This is a genomic window from Paraburkholderia dioscoreae, from assembly GCF_902459535.1.
GTDB classification, from domain to species: domain Bacteria; phylum Pseudomonadota; class Gammaproteobacteria; order Burkholderiales; family Burkholderiaceae; genus Paraburkholderia; species Paraburkholderia dioscoreae.
In genome coordinates, this window is record NZ_LR699554.1 from 2460189 (window position 1) to 2475010 (window position 14822).

Below are 14822 nucleotides of genomic sequence, written 5' to 3' on the forward strand. Positions count from 1 at the left end.
GGCCAGGGACTCGGCCCCGTGCCCGTTACATCCTTCAGTACTCACGCACAGGCACATTGGCCGGCCGCGAGTTGTAGCCTGGCAAATGCAGTCCACCGTCCACGTGCAGCGTCTCGCCGGTTATAAAGCGCGACATCTCCGACGCGAGAAACACGGCGGCCGGTCCGATATCTTCTTCTGGATCGCCGCAGCGGCCAAGCGGACGCGCCGCGGCCGAGCGTTCGGCAAAGCCGGGATTCTCTTCGGCCAGCTTGAAGAAGGTCGCCCCCATTGCGGTCGGCGCGATCGCGTTCACGGTGATATTGAAGCGTCCCCATTCCGAAGCCGCGCTGCGCGTCAACCCCACGATGCCCGACTTGGCGGTATTGTAATCGGCATGCAGCCATGCGCCGGTCTCGGTATCGATCGAATAGAAGTTGACGATGCGGCCCCAGCGGCGCTCCCTCATAGACGGCATCACCGCACGCATCGCCCACCAGGTGGCCCACAGCGACGAGGTCAGGGTCTGCTGCAACATCTCGTCGGTCTTGTGTTCGAAGAGCACGTTGGGCGTTGGAATGAAGGCGTTGTTCACGAGAATGTCGATGCTGCCGAAGTGCGCTACCGTGCTCTGCACGGCTACCTCTATCGAAGCCTTGCTCGTCACGTCGGTCTTGACGAACAGCGCACGACCGCCCAGTTCCCTGATTTCGCGTTCGACCTGCAAGCCGGTCTGCTCGTCGATCTCGGCAATCACCACGGCCGCGCCTTCTCGCGCAAATGCCCGCGCGACGCCACGGCCGATGCCGCCGCCGGCACCTGTGACGAGACTCACCCTCTCCTTAAGCAAAGCCATGCCGACGCCTCTTGTTTGTTGAACACAATTTGCGATATCGTACACTTTAAGAATTCAGGTGTCAGTATTTTGCATGCCGCAATCGGGCGTCGTTGATGTTTTCACGTTGTTTTCGAGGGTTTCTTCATGTTCAGGCGCCGCATCGTGATCCGCAGTCGCACCGGGACGTCACAGCACGTGACGCGCGCGGCACTCGAAGACGACTTTCATCACTTCCGTGTCGAAGTCGCGAGCGCGCATGGACAGGTGAGTTCCATCGAGGCCGCGTCGCCGCGCCGCCCCTATACACTGTGCGCGCAAGCGGCAGAAAGATTGCAGGCGCTGGTCGGCATGGCCCTCACGCAAACGGCCCACGAGGTGACGCGCATCACGGACGCCAGCGAACAGTGCACGCATCTCTTCGAACTTTCCGGCCTGGCGATCGCCGCGGCTGCGCGCGGTACGCTGCGGCGTCAGTACGACATCGAGGTGCCAATGCGGGTAAACGATCACATGCATTCGACACTCGCGCGTGACGGCGTCCCGTTACTCGAATGGATTGTTCTAGGCACGGTGATTCAGGGTCCGCCGCCGTATGCGGGCATCGATCTGTATCACGGTATGGCGCGCTGGGCACTGACAACGCTACCGAGCGAGGATGCGGAGGCAGCGCTGGTGCTCAGACGCGCGACGGGCATCGCCAAAGGACGCGGCATGAATCTGGACGCTCAGGCGCATGCGCGCCCCAGCGGCAACTGTTTTGCACAACAGCCGGTGCGAGCCGAACAGGCGATTCGTATCGTCGGATCCACGCTCGACTTTGCAACGCGCCCCGCCGACCTGTGCGCCGACGACAAGGCGTGGCTAGCCTTCGACGAATGAGCCACTAGAGGCCACGCACAATAAAAAAAGCCCCCTGAAACAGGGGGCAACTTCCTTGGCTCGCGAAGCCTCAAGAAACCACGGCGACTAGAGAAAGATCGCCAGATTCGGTGTGCCGAGCACGGCCTGGTCGAGAATGATCTCGCGGCGCGCCAGCTTGAACGTGTCGCCGCTGCGGCGCAGTACGTCATGACGCTCGCCACTGATCAGATCCAGTTCATCGAAGTTGAAACGGCTGCGCGTTATCAGCAGATTGCTGCGCACCACATATTCGCCGGCCGCATCGCCCTCGTACACCAGCACGTTGGTCACGAGCCGGCGCGTGCGCGACGGCGGGTCTTCTGCCCACGCGCTCTTGGTGCCCGTGAGACGCATGATGCGGCCCATGATCGAGCGATAGTTGTCGTGATAGTGCTGCATCGTCCGAATCACCGACGACGCGTGCTGCGCATACGGCCGCGTTTGCCGAAGCGGCGCCGCGTAGACGAGATCGGTGGCGAGCGTCGCGCCCCATTCTTCCAGACGAATCTCGTCGAGCAGCACCGCCTCGTCGTACAGGAACTCGACCACTGCGTTATATACGGTTGAACCGAGCGGCACGCGAGCGCGTTGCGGCGCTGCCGGCTGGTCCACAGCTTCTTTTACTTCGCTCATCACCCTGTCTCCTTGAATGGCTTTGATTGATGCGCGGCGCTCAGCTTTCCGACGTCATCAGTTCGCGCCAGTGCAGCCACCAGTGCCATTGCGTGTCGTCTTTCGTGAAGCCTTCGTTGACGATGCCCGGACCGGGCCAGCCCGCCGGCGCGCCGGTTTCGTAAATCGCCTGATACTTGAGCGTCTGCTTCTTGCCCTGCGCGCCCTTCGCGGCGAGGGTCATGTGCGGCCATGTGTCGGAGTCGTCCTGCTCGACCATGCCCGACGTGCCGAACAACTGGATGGTTTGCTTGAGCATCTGCTCGCGCACCTCGGGCGGACAGTCCTTCTCCGCAAAAATCCAGTTCACGAACTCGAGCTTGTCCGGCCCGCGCGGAATATACGCGTGCAGCGTGATCGAGCCGATCACCGAACCGTCGGCCTGCGGAATATAGAGGAAACCGAACAAAACGTTCGGGAACATCCCGCCCACTTGCGGCGGCATCGAGGTCTGTACCTGCAATTGGCCTTCGTTCAGATTACGCTTGAGCTGGCTGACCATTTCCTTTGTCATGCCGGCGGGCGGCAGCACGTCGAGTTTCTGTTCGACCGTCAGCTGATCCGGATCGAGCCCGGTTAGGCGGCGAATCTTGCGGCCGAGGTCGATGCAACGCAGCGCGTGCCCATGCGGTGAACTGATTTCGACGCCGTACATCTCCGGGCTCAGATCGCCGCCTTTTTCGTCTTTCTTCGAATACGCGCCGACTTCGCCGAGCCAGCGATGCAAGGTCAGCGTGTGATACCCGTCGCCCGACGACTGCTCGCCTGCAGCCTTCCAGTTAGCGCGCACGATGAAGCGCTGCGGCGGCCCGAGCACTTCAATGCCCTTGTCGCTGCGTTTGAACAGCATGTCGTAATACCACTTGGCGTCGCCGAGAAATTCTTCGAACGAGGGGCCGTTCAGATTCCATGTCGCGAAGATCAGGCCGCCGTACAGCGTCATGCGCGCCTTTTTCAGCGAGAGCTCGTCTTTAGTACGAATCTTGCCGTGCATGCATTCTTTCTCGACCGGCGCGCCCAGAAACTGGCCGTTCGGACGAAACGCCCAGCCGTGATAAATGCAGGTATGGATTTGCGTATTGCCGGCATCCAGCGTGGAGACGCGCATACCGCGGTGCGGACAGACATTCAGCATGACGTGAATCTCGCCCGTCTTGTCCCGCGTGACCAGCACCGAGTCCGACCCCATGTCGCGAACCATGAAGTCGCCGGAGTTTGGAATTTCGCTTTCGTGGCCGAGCAACAGCCACGTCTTGCCGAAAATCCGCTCCATCTCCAGTTCATAAAGTTCGGGGTCCGAGAGGGTGCGCATTTGCACCTCTCGCGTTTCGACGTTCACCAGATCAGCGACCTTGGTGCCGTCCGCCAGTGTGGGACTGGTCTGCGTCAGCATGCTTGTCTCCTTGACTTACCCTTCGTGGGGTTGAATTGTTAATATAAACACTTTTACGCTCTGTGTACATATTTTGAGTTTTTGCTCCGGATAATCCCTAGGGATGCAAAGCGCGCACGTTCATGCGTGCCCTCATCCGGTTTTCGCCACGAGGCAGCAAGCTATGTCTTTACGTTCAGGAAGCGGTCCAGCCCTTCGGCACGCGCGCCCTGTCGATCTTCGCCAGATCGCAGATCGCATCGGCGATGCCGGAAAAATCGATGCGGCCGTACTCGCTCGCCCGCGCGAGACTGAACGACTCGAACACGGCCGCCGCCACCGGCATCGGGACTTTCGCCGCGTGCGCGGCGCCGAGCACCAGCGCCATGTCCTTGTGCGCGAGGTCGATCGTGAAGCCCGGCGTGGTGTCGCCGGCGAGCACCTTGTTCGGGAAGTTCATCCGCAGTTGGCCATTGCTCGCCGAGGTGCCGTAGAGCACCTGCAAAGTCTTCCTAATGTCGAGGCCGAAGCGCTGCGACAAAGCAAGCGCCTCCGCGTTCACCTGGCACAGCGTCACGGCCACGTAGTTGTTGATGAGCTTGGTGCGTCCACCTGTGCCGACGGCGCCGCAGTGATAGACCGTCGTGCCCATCGCGTCGAGCAGGGGTTTGACGCGGGCGAAATCCGCGTCGCTCGCCCCGACCATGAAGAGCGATTCCCCGCGGTCCGCATGCTCGGCGAGACGGCCCACCGGTGCATCGACCACCGAGAGGCCATGCTCGCGCGCTTGCGCTTCCAGCCGGTCGGTGGCGAGCGGATCGATTGTGCTCATATCGAGCAATACGCTGCCGCGTGCGGCGTTGGCAAAGATGCCGTCAGCGCCGAGCGCGACTTGCTCCACTTCCACCGAACTCGGCAGCATCGTCACGACGATCGAACAATCGCGTGCGATCTGCGCGACGTTTTCGCCGGCCCGCGCACCCAGCTCCACCAGTTCCGCCACGGCTGCGCGGTTCAAATCCATCACGACCAGTTCGAAGCCGTGTTTGCGCAGGTTGGCCGCCATCGGCTTCCCCATACGGCCGAGGCCGATAAATCCGATCTTTTCCATCACTCAGGTCCTGTCGTCGTCCATCGTTATCCGAGGTGCCGGGCCGGTTCAGTAACCGACGTAGGCCGTCTTACTGTTGGTATAGAAATCCACTGCGTAGGTGCCCTGCTCGCGCTGACCGTAGCTCGATGCCTTGGTGCCGCCGAACGGCACGTGATAGTCGAGGCCCGCAGTCGGCAGGTTGATCATTGCGAGGCCGCTTTTGACATGTTGGCGGAAGTGGCTCGCGTACTTGTGCGAGGTCGTGCAAATCCCTGCCGAGAGGCCGTACTCGGTGTCGTCGGCGAGCGCCAGCGCTTCGTCGTAATCGGCTGCGCGGATGACCGTCGCGAACGGACCGAATACCTCCTCGCGATTGATACGCATGCTGTTCGAGGTCTCCGTCATCAACGCTGGCTGCATGAAGAATCCCGGCGTACCAGCTTGCAGCAACTGGCCGCCTTCTACCAGTTCCGCGCCTTCGTCGCGCCCGGTCTGCAGATAGCCTTGCACCGTGTCCAGTTGACGCTGATTGATGAGCGGGCCGATGTCCGTACCGGCCGTCAATGCGTGACCGATCTTCAGCGAACGCATGCGCTTGCGCAGTGCGTCGACGAAACGGTCGTGGATCGCCGCGGTCACGATCAGGCGGCTCGATGCGGTGCAACGCTGTCCCGCCGAAAAGAACGAACCGTTGAGCGCAGATTCGACCGCGACGCCGAGGTCCGCGTCGTCGAGAACGACGAGCGGATTTTTGCCGCCCATTTCCAGCTGAACGCGCACCATGTTGGCGATTGCGCTCTGCGCAAGACCTCTGCCAGTGCGCACGCTGCCGGTGAAACTCAATGCGTCGACACCTTCGACGAGCGCCTCACCGGCATCCGCACCGCGTCCGTTGACCAGATTCGCGACGCCAGCCGGCAAGCCGTTGCGCTCCAGCACGCGAAACAGTTCCCACGCCACGCCAGGCGTCTCCTCCGAAGGCTTGAGCACGGCGGTGTTGCCGAACGCGAGCGCAGGCGCGAGCTTCCATGCGGCAATGGCAATGGGGAAATTCCACGGCGTAATCAGCGCGACGACACCCACCGGATCGCGGCTGATCTGCACGTTGATGTTGGGACGCACCGAAGGCAGGTTCTCGCCGCCATAACGCACGGCCTCGCCCGCGAAAAACTGAAAGATCTGGCTGGCGCGCAACACTTCGCCGATACCTTCAGCACGCGTCTTGCCCGCTTCGCGCGAGACGAGTTCGCCGATTTCCTCCTTGCGGACAGCAAGTTCGATCGAGGTCTTCAGCAGAAGGTCGCTGCGCACCTGTGTCGTCGTCGCGCTCCACGCAGGTTGTGCCGCGCGCGCGGCAACGACCGCCTCGCGCATTTGCGCCGCATCCGCAAGCGCATAGTGCCCGATGCTTTCGCGTGTATCCGACGGATTGATGCTCTCGATCGCACTCGATCCTTCGCGCCATTCCCCGCCGATGAGGTTGGGCTTCACTGTCATGTGACTCGTCTCCGATATGCGCAGCACTCGCGAAAACGCTCGGCTGAACGCGATGGTGTTTTGGCAGGGAGTCATCTTAGGATTGCGTGCAATTCCTTGTCGAATGACAAAAACTGATCGGCGTATCACGCACTGTCATGCGTGGTTGCCGATTGCGTGCAGCATGGTTTTGAACTACTGGACTTGCTATGGATATCCGTCAGATTCGCACCTTCCTCGCGATCGCCGACACAGGCAGCGCGACGCGCGCCGCCGAGTTACTGCACATCGTGCAACCCGCGGTATCGCGGCAATTGAAGTTGCTCGAAGACGATGTGGGCGCGCCGTTGTTCGAGCGTGATCGCCGCGGCATGCAGCTGACCGAAGCCGGACATATCCTGCTCGATCGTGCGCGACGCGCATTGCGTGAACTGGAGTCGGCACAGCAGGAGATCCGGCCCACGCCTGGACTCGTGTCAGGCGCGGTGAGTCTGGGCCTGCTGCCTAGCAGCGGCGAATTGCTGACCGCGCCGCTGGTGGGTGCCTTACAGCGAGCATTTCCGCAGATCCGGGTTTCGCTGTCGGTGGGTTATACCGACCATCTACTGCGCTGGCTTGAAAGTGGCGAGATCGACGCCGCGCTGCTGTACGACCCCGCGGCTTCGCCGGCTCTGGACGTTAAGCCTTTGGTCGAAGAGTCGCTGAGCCTGGTCGGCCTGGCTTCGATCGGCTTGAGCGACGACTATCCGGTTTCCATCGCGGCACTTGGAGAAGCGCCGCTGGTTCTGCCGAGTGCGCCGCATCGGCTGCGCAGTCTCGTCGAACATGCCTGCGCGGTGGCCGGAGTCGGAATCACCTTCGCTGCCGAGACCAACGCTCTGAGTGTGCAGAAAGCGTTGGTTGCGCAGGGATACGGCGCGACAGTGATGCCTCGCGTCGCTGTTCAGCAGGAAATCGAACGTGGAGAGTTCAGCGCCGCACGAATCGACGCAGAAGCCTTTCTACGGCGGATTTATCTGGCCATTCCGACGACAAGAAGGTCCTCCACCGCGGTTAGATGCGCGACCACCGTACTACAGAACTGTGTGAGAGAAATTGCTTGCAGCGGCGCGTGGGAAGGCGCGCGCTGGATCGGACCCAGCCATGCGCCTGACTGATCGAAGCATCAGCTTTTGTGATTCGACATGCCGCGGATGCCGCTCCTAGAATCCCTTAGCCGCGGATGCGCCGCCAGGAGACAAGGCATTGCACACACATCCGCGTTATCCGCCCTTTGGCAAAGAGAACTCCAATGACATCACTCGCCGATCAACTGGCCACCTGTAACACGCCCGGCCTTTTTGACGTCCTGCGCATTCACGGCCTGCCGGTCCACGAACTGCCGCGCGATATCAAAGGTCTTGCACCCAATATGAAACTCGCCGGACCGGTCTTTACCGTGACCGGCCGCGCCGATCCCACAATTTCGGTTAGCGAATCGCTTGAACTGTTCATTTCCAAAGTGCTTTCAGGCGCGCCGCGCGACCACGTTGTCGTGTGCCAGCCGCATGACCATGCGCGCTCGGCAATGGGCGATCTCGCCGCTGAGGCGCTCAAGCAGCGTGGCATTCGCGGCTATTACATCGACGGCGGGTCACGCGATGCCGAAGAAATCGAGGCCATCGGATTTCCGGTTTTTGCCCGCTATACCAGCCCGATCGATATCGTCGGCAGCTGGCGGCTGGAGGCCATCGAGGTTCCCGTGGTCATCGGCGGCGTGAAAGTGTCGCCTGGGGATTATGTGCTCGGCGATCGCGACGGCACGCTTCTGATCGAGCGCGAACATGCGGAGTTCGTCATCACCGAAACGGTCAAGACAATGAGCACGGATTCGCGCATGCGTATGGCCATCCGCAGCGGCCGCGATCCGTATGACGCCTTCCTCGAGTTCGGCAAGCTGTAGCACAACCTCAGGAGACCCACATGAAAATCGCCCGCTATCAATTACGTGATGCCGTTCACTACGGCGTGCTCGAAGGCGAGCATCTGGAGCGCCTGAGCGGCTCGCCCTTCGACGACATCGCGTCGGCCGGCCAGACGGATGCGCTCGCCGATGCGACACTCCTCTGCCCACTGCCCGCGCCACGCTTGTTCGCGGTGGGTATGAACTACATCGGTCACATTGCCGAGGCTGGCGCGAAGACGCCCGAGATTCCGCAATTTTTCATGATGCCAACCACGGCGGCAATCGGCCCGAACGAAGCGATCGTGCGGCCGCGCGAGGCCCAGGTGGTTCATCACGAGGCAGAACTGGCGATCGTGATCGGCAAAAAGGGCCGCCGTATCGATGTCACCAATGCGCTCAACTACGTGTTCGGCTACACCTGCGCAAACGACGTGAGCGAACGCGTGATCCAGAACCGCGAAATGGGCTACGGGTGTTTGCTGGTCGGCAAGGCCTTCGATACCTTTTGTCCACTCGGACCCGTAATCGCCACAGGACTCGACGCCGGCAATTTGCGCGTGCAGTCCAGCGTCAACGGAACGAGGCGGCAGGACGGCAACACCTCGGATCTGCTCTTCTCCGTGCCCTTCATCGTCTCCTATCTGAGTCAGGCGGTCACCCTGCTGCCCGGCGACGTGATTCTCACCGGCACGCCATCCGGCGTCGGCCCGCTGAATGGCGCCGATATCTGTGAGATTACGATCGAAGGCATCGGCACGCTGAGCAATCCGGTCGTCGACGAAGCCGCCTGACCGGCTCACCACCGCGCCCTCTTTAGAAACAGGAATCGACATGCAACGCTATGTGCACTACATCGACGGCCAGGATGCGCCGCCGCAAAGCCAACGCTGGTTCGAGTCACACAACCCCTATACGGGCGACGCCTGGGCAGAAATCGCGGAAGGCTCTGCCGTCGACGCCGATCGGGCCGTTCAGGCCGCGCACCGCACCTTTACCAGCGGCGCGTGGCCGCATCTGAGCGCGACGCAACGCGGCGAACTGTTGCGCCGTCTGGGTGATCTGATCGCACGCGACGCGCAGAAGCTCGCTGCCATCGAAGTGCGCGACAACGGCAAGCTGCTCGCCGAAATGGCCGGGCAACTGAACTACATTCCGCAGTGGTTCTATTACTTCGGCGGTCTCGCCGACAAAATCGAAGGCAGCGTGATTCCGCTCGATAAAAAGGGCTTTTTCAACTTTACGCGCCATGAACCGCTCGGCGTAGTCGCCGCGATCACGCCATGGAATTCGCCGTTGCTGCTCACGGCATGGAAGATTGCACCGGCGCTCGCCGCAGGCTGCACGGTCGTGATCAAACCGTCCGAATTCACTTCGGCGTCCACGCTGGAATTCGTCAAGCTGTTTGCGCAAGCCGGCTTTCCGCCGGGTGTGGTCAACGTCGTGACCGGTTTCGGCCGCGAGGTGGGCGCGGCGCTCGTCGAGCATCCGCTGGTGCGCAAGATCACCTTCACCGGAGCGGACAGCACCGGCCGCGCGATCAACGAGACCGCCGCGCGGCACTTCAAGCATGTGAGTCTGGAGTTGGGCGGCAAGTCGCCGAACATCGTCTTCGCCGACGCGAATCTGGACGACGCCGTGAACGGCGCGGTCGCCGGCATCTTTGCCGCGACTGGGCAAACCTGTATTGCCGGTTCACGGTTACTGCTGCAGGACTCGATTTACGACACTTTCGTCGAGCGCTTGCTGCAGCTCGCTCGCACCGCGCGCATGGGCGATCCCATGTCGATGGATACGCAGGTCGGCCCGATCACGACACGCCGGCAATACGACAAGGTGCTGCGCTACATCGATACCGCACAAAGCGAAGGCGCCACGCTATTGCTCGGCGGCGGCGCCGGCACACGGCCCGAATGCGGACGCGGCTGGTTCGTTGAGCCGACTATTTTCGGCGACGTCGACAACGGCATGCGCATCGCCCAGGAAGAAGTATTCGGCCCGGTCCTCTCGATCATTCGCTTCAAGGACGAAGACGACGCGCTGCGCATTGCCAATGACGTTCGCTTCGGACTCGGCTCGGGCGTCTGGACCTCGGATATCGGCCGCGCGTTTCGTGTGTCGGAGCGGTTGCAGGCAGGCACGATCTGGGTCAATGCCTATCGCGCGGTCAGCTTCATGTCGCCCTTCGGCGGCTATAAAGATTCGGGCCTGGGGCGCGAAAACGGCGCCCAGGCGATCCACGAGTACTTGCAAACCAAAAGCGTGTGGATCAACACGGGCGCAGGCAGCGCCAATCCGTTCGTGATGCGTTGAGGGCATACGGCGCCACGCGTCCATGCCAAAAGCTGATATCACCAGCAACCTTTGTTATTGGCGTGGCACCCGCCTCTCGCCCTAGCATAGCGTTACTCATTTACGGATTCACGAGGAGACATGAGCACAACCGAGTCGCCAGTATCGAACTGGCAGGAGAACATTTTCTCCATTCTGAAAAGCGGCGGCGTGCGCCAGGTCGCTTATGTACCCGACGCCGGGCACGCCCACGTGATTGGCCGTGTCCAGCAGGACCCGCAGATGCGCGACATCGTGCTCACTACCGAAGAGGAAGGCGTCGCGCTCACGAGCGGCGCATGGCTCGGCGGCCAACGCGCGGTGCTCCTGATGCAAAGCAGCGGCGTGGGCAATTGCGTGAACATGCTCTCGCTCCTGCAGAGCTGCCGCTTCCCATTCCTGACGCTGGTGACGATGCGCGGCGAGTATGCCGAGTTCAATCCGTGGCAATGTCCAATGGGTCAGGCAACGCAGGCGGCGTTCGAACTGATGGGGATCACCGTCCTGCGCGCCTCCACGCCGGAAGAAGTCGAAGACATGGTGTCCGCCGGTCTCGACGCTGCCTTCGAAGGCGGCCAACAAGTTGCCGTGCTGCTGTCGCAGCGCCTCATCGGACGCAAAAAGTGGGAACGCAAATGAACGCCTCATCCTCGATCTCTTTTTCAGCGTCGATCGATCGGCGCGAATTCGTCGCGCGTCTGCTCGCGCTGTGCCCGAACGCGCTGGTGGTGACAGGTCTCGGTTCGCCGACCTATGACGTCTTCGCTTCCGGCGATTCGGACCGATACTTCTATCTGTGGGGTGCAATGGGCGGCTCGACCTCGATCGCACTAGGTCTCGCACTCGCCCAACCCGAGCGCCCCGTGCTGGCGATTACCGGTGACGGCGAACAGTTGATGGGCGTCGGAAGCCTCGCGACCGCCGGCGCGCAGCAACCGCCCAATCTGTCCGTGGTCGTGCTCGACAACGGGCACTTCGGCGAGACGGGCATGCAGCGCAGCCATAGCAGTCTCGGCACCCGGCTCGCGCAGGTGGCGCGCGCATGCGGCATCGAACAGGCTGCGGAAATTCACTCGCTCGACGACGTCGAAACGTTAGCCGCACGGATCAATGCGCGAGGCGGCCTTAGCTTCGCGCAGGTGCATGTCAAAGCCGACGAGCTGCCACGCGCGCTGCCTTCACGCGATGGTGTCTTCGTGAAGAATCGTTTCCGTCATGCGCTCGGATTCGCTCCGCTGTGATCGCGCCATGATGCTGTCCACAACGACTCCGGTGTCCGCCGAACTAGAAGCGCAATACAACATGCGTCTGCTGCGCCCCGATTTCGAGGCCAGCCTGCTGCAGGAATGGCTGACTCGTTCAGCCGCTTTCAGGCGCCTGCCCGGCGCGCAACTGGATGTGCCGTATGGCCCGGGCGAACGGGATCGTCTGGATTACTTTCCCGCTGCGTCCGCCGACGCGCCGCTGTTGATCTTTTTTCACGGCGGGTTCTGGCAACGCGGCGACAAGTCAGTGTATAGCTTCGTGGCCGAGCCGTTCGTAGCCGAAGATGTGTCGGTCGTGCTGGTGAATTACACGCTGTGCCCGGCGGTTTCGGTCGAAGAGATCGTCGCTCAGTCGCAGCGGGCGCTGACATGGCTATGGCGTCATGCCGGCGAACTGGGATGTTCGCGCGAGCGTTGGTTCGTTAGCGGCCATTCGGCGGGCGGCCATCTGGCCGCGCGAATGATGGCCACGCACTGGGATACGTTCGGCAATGAGTTGCCAAAGCGAATGCTCGCCGGCGCGATCCTGATCTCAGCGCTGTTCGACCTGGAGCCGCTGTGCGACACGTCGATCAACGAAGGACTGCGGCTCGACCGCGAGCAGGCGCGGGCCGTGAGCGCGCTCAGGCATCCGCCCGCGACCGACGCGCCGCAACTGATCGCGGTGGGCGGCGCCGAAACCCCAGCATTTAATCAGCAGGCCCGCGCTTATGAAACGGCATTCGGCAATGTGCAGCGTTTCATGCCGCACTACCGGATCGACGACTGTGATCATTTCGACGTGGTACAGGCGCTCGCGAATCGCGCGCATCCATTCTTCGAACTATGCCGCGATTTCATCCACGCTCGCTAGCGGATTTGTGGGCGTCATGCACGCCCGCCTTTTCTTCAGCGATAGCCGGAGCCGAGTCAGTCCACCATGCCAAGCAGCGCACGGATATCGCGTCCCGGCTCCGCGTCAGATCCGTAGGAGAAGTCGCCGCGCGCCTGCCGTTGCACCAGTTGATCCATCAGGAAGCGGAAGCGCGTGCCTGGCGCATCGAAACGCGAATGCAGATCGAGCCGGTCGGCCGGATCGAAATAGCGTTCGTTCTGCGGCCGGATCACCGAATTGTCCTGCGGCTGGATTACGAACGCGATTCGCGGCATCACATAGCGCAAAGGAATGGGCGCGGCTGTCGTATTGAACGTGACGTCACAGCGCGAGCGATGGCGACCCACCGGCACGAACGGTTGCAGATTCGGCACGTCGTAGCCGGGCCGGAAACGCGGATAAGAAATGCATACGTTGCTGCGCAAATGCACGTGCAGCACCGCACGAAAATCCTGGTACTTCGTGCGCACGCCGCCAACCCAGCGCATGATCGGCGCCACTGACTTCCGCGTCACGATGCGGGTGCGCGTGACCGTCTCCGAAGTCCATTCCGTTTCGACAATGTCGGACTCGGAGGTCCCATCGCCGATGGTGTTCGCATGCAGAAAATCCGCGTGCGTGAGATCGATCAGATTTTCGATCGAGAGCGCCGATGTCGAATCGAAGCGCACCGTGCGCTGCGTATAACCGGGCAAGCTGCCGTCGAGCGGCAGAAACGGGATGTGCGGCAGCAATTGCGCATCGGCGTGATCCGGATTGCCGTACCACGCCCAGATATAGCCGTAGCGTTCCACCACCGGATAGAAGCCGGAGCCGCCAGTGAACGCGCTAGCCTGTGCACGATGCTGTTCCAGTTGCTCGGGGCGAAACTCGGCGGCGAACGGCTGACCCGTGTGGTCTCGCCACAGAAAATAGGGCTGTGAATGGACGATGCGGCGAATCGGCTTTTCCGTCACGTCGCGGCTATGCGAGACCGGGAACCAGGCGTCGCGCAAATCGTAGTTGAGCGGTGTTCAGTCCCGGCGCGCGGATCTGGATGGTGTAGCGGCGGCATTGGCCACGTCGTCGGCGAGTGTTTCGGTGACGGCATTCATCGTGCGATGCTCCTTGTCGAAATGGAAAGCAATTCAGGCGGCCTCGCTCAATGGCGCACGCCGCGCGGCGCGAGCCGCGGCCAGGTCACGCGACGGCGCCACCAGCAACGCGGCCAGCGCGGCACCGTCGATCATCGGATGGATCCGGAACGGTGCGCGTGCCCGACGTCGCGCGATAAGCCAGCGTAGCGGCGCGCCGGCCACCCGCGTGTCGTGCCTGAAGCCGCGCCAGCACAGGCTGGTGGTGCCACGCCGGTTAGCACTGGCGGCGATGCACAAGGTCACGAGCGGCGCTTCGTCCGCATCCAGCAGCTCGACGCGGATCGTGCCGCCTTCGAGCGGCACCGCCGTGCGCACGATCAGCGGATGATCGACAACGAAGGCCGGCGGCAACATCTGCGTCTTCCATACCGCGCCGCGATCGACCACGAGGCGCCCTGCTTCCATGCGTGGATCGCCAAGAAAAAAATCTGTGATACGGACGCTGCCGAATTCAAGCAGACATTCGGGACCATCGAGCATCGCCGCGAGATACTCGTCGTGCGCGGTGTTGACGACCGCCGTACCGCTGAACTCGGAGCCGTGCGGCTGATAATCCGCGCCCGGCAGTGGTGAGTCGGCAGGACTTCCTTCGCCTAGCCATACGTGCACGAAGCCTCCACTTTCAGCCACCCGATACGCACGCGCGCCGTATCGCGACGGCACGCGCTCGTCCTCGCGCAGATTCGGAATCGTGGTGCACATGCCGGTCGCACCATTGAAGGTCCAGCCGTGATAGCCGCATTGCAGCCCCTTCGGCGTAACCGTGCCGAGTGCAAGCGGCACACGCCGATGCGGACACCGATCCTCCAGCGCGCACAATTCGCCAGCCGCATTGCGAAACAACGCGAGTGCCTCGCCGTTGCACACCACCGCGAGAGGCTTCTCGCCGTTCACCGATTCGCGAAGGGCCGCCGCCCACCAGTTGCCTGTCGTCATGCGCGTGT

Annotated in this window: 15 protein-coding genes; 8 read left to right on the forward strand and 7 right to left on the reverse strand. The window is 62.1% G+C overall.

All coding sequences use genetic code 11. The annotated features are described in order from the left end of the window. Positions 1–34: 34 nt before the first annotated feature. The gene (locus PDMSB3_RS31225) at positions 35–835 is read right to left on the reverse strand and encodes an SDR family NAD(P)-dependent oxidoreductase (RefSeq protein WP_165188813.1); all 801 of its coding nucleotides are present in this window, start codon (positions 833–835) and stop codon (positions 35–37) included. Between the two features lie 144 nt (positions 836–979). On the opposite strand from PDMSB3_RS31225, the gene PDMSB3_RS31230 reads away from it, so the two are divergent. Further along, positions 980–1696: a DUF2889 domain-containing protein gene (locus PDMSB3_RS31230; protein ID WP_232064366.1), complete on the forward strand. Its 717-nt coding sequence runs from the start codon at positions 980–982 to the stop codon at positions 1694–1696. Positions 1697–1783: 87 nt separating this feature from the next. On the opposite strand, the gene PDMSB3_RS31235 is transcribed toward PDMSB3_RS31230, so the two are convergent. From PDMSB3_RS31235 to PDMSB3_RS31250, 4 genes are all read right to left on the reverse strand, one after another. Then, positions 1784–2350, reverse strand: a complete 567-nt coding sequence (locus PDMSB3_RS31235; protein ID WP_165188817.1) for a 3-phenylpropionate/cinnamic acid dioxygenase subunit beta — start codon at positions 2348–2350, stop codon at positions 1784–1786. Positions 2351–2390: 40 nt separating this feature from the next. After that, entirely contained in the window at positions 2391–3782 is a 1392-nt protein-coding gene (locus PDMSB3_RS31240; RefSeq protein ID WP_165188819.1) for an aromatic ring-hydroxylating dioxygenase subunit alpha, read from the reverse strand. 175 nt (positions 3783–3957) lie between these two features. Further along, positions 3958–4872 (reverse strand): NAD(P)-dependent oxidoreductase, encoded by a 915-nt coding sequence (locus PDMSB3_RS31245; RefSeq protein ID WP_165188821.1) that lies wholly within the window; start codon positions 4870–4872, stop codon positions 3958–3960. 48 nt (positions 4873–4920) lie between these two features. Beyond that, positions 4921–6351 (reverse strand): aldehyde dehydrogenase family protein, encoded by a 1431-nt coding sequence (locus PDMSB3_RS31250; protein WP_165188822.1) that lies wholly within the window; start codon positions 6349–6351, stop codon positions 4921–4923. Positions 6352–6539: 188 nt separating this feature from the next. On the opposite strand from PDMSB3_RS31250, the gene PDMSB3_RS31255 reads away from it, so the two are divergent. From PDMSB3_RS31255 to PDMSB3_RS31285, 7 genes are all read left to right on the forward strand, one after another. Continuing rightward, positions 6540–7487: a LysR family transcriptional regulator gene (locus PDMSB3_RS31255; RefSeq protein ID WP_165188824.1), complete on the forward strand. Its 948-nt coding sequence runs from the start codon at positions 6540–6542 to the stop codon at positions 7485–7487. Positions 7488–7552: 65 nt separating this feature from the next. Continuing rightward, positions 7553–8272 carry an RraA family protein gene (locus tag PDMSB3_RS31260; RefSeq protein ID WP_232064367.1) on the forward strand — a complete coding sequence of 240 codons (720 nt, stop codon included), beginning with the start codon at positions 7553–7555 and terminating at the stop codon, positions 8270–8272. A gap of 20 nt (positions 8273–8292) precedes the next feature. Next, positions 8293–9066 (forward strand): fumarylacetoacetate hydrolase family protein, encoded by a 774-nt coding sequence (locus tag PDMSB3_RS31265; RefSeq protein WP_165188826.1) that lies wholly within the window; start codon positions 8293–8295, stop codon positions 9064–9066. A 40-nt stretch (positions 9067–9106) separates the two neighbouring features. Continuing rightward, positions 9107–10585: an aldehyde dehydrogenase gene (locus tag PDMSB3_RS31270; RefSeq protein ID WP_165188828.1), complete on the forward strand. Its 1479-nt coding sequence runs from the start codon at positions 9107–9109 to the stop codon at positions 10583–10585. Between the two features lie 120 nt (positions 10586–10705). After that, positions 10706–11242, forward strand: a complete 537-nt coding sequence (locus tag PDMSB3_RS31275; RefSeq protein WP_165188830.1) for a thiamine pyrophosphate-binding protein — start codon at positions 10706–10708, stop codon at positions 11240–11242. After that, entirely contained in the window at positions 11239–11844 is a 606-nt protein-coding gene (locus tag PDMSB3_RS31280; RefSeq protein WP_165188832.1) for a thiamine pyrophosphate-dependent enzyme, read from the forward strand. The genes PDMSB3_RS31275 and PDMSB3_RS31280 overlap by 4 nt, the downstream gene beginning before the upstream one ends. A gap of 7 nt (positions 11845–11851) precedes the next feature. Next, positions 11852–12721, forward strand: a complete 870-nt coding sequence (locus PDMSB3_RS31285; RefSeq protein ID WP_165188834.1) for an alpha/beta hydrolase — start codon at positions 11852–11854, stop codon at positions 12719–12721. A 56-nt stretch (positions 12722–12777) separates the two neighbouring features. On the opposite strand, the gene PDMSB3_RS31290 is transcribed toward PDMSB3_RS31285, so the two are convergent. Continuing rightward, on the reverse strand, positions 12778–13737 hold the full coding sequence (locus PDMSB3_RS31290; RefSeq protein WP_232064368.1) for an aromatic ring-hydroxylating dioxygenase subunit alpha: 960 nt from the start codon (positions 13735–13737) through the stop codon (positions 12778–12780). 132 nt (positions 13738–13869) lie between these two features. Then, entirely contained in the window at positions 13870–14814 is a 945-nt protein-coding gene (locus tag PDMSB3_RS31295) for a Rieske 2Fe-2S domain-containing protein (RefSeq protein ID WP_165188835.1), read from the reverse strand. Between the last annotated feature and the right edge of the window lie 8 nt (positions 14815–14822).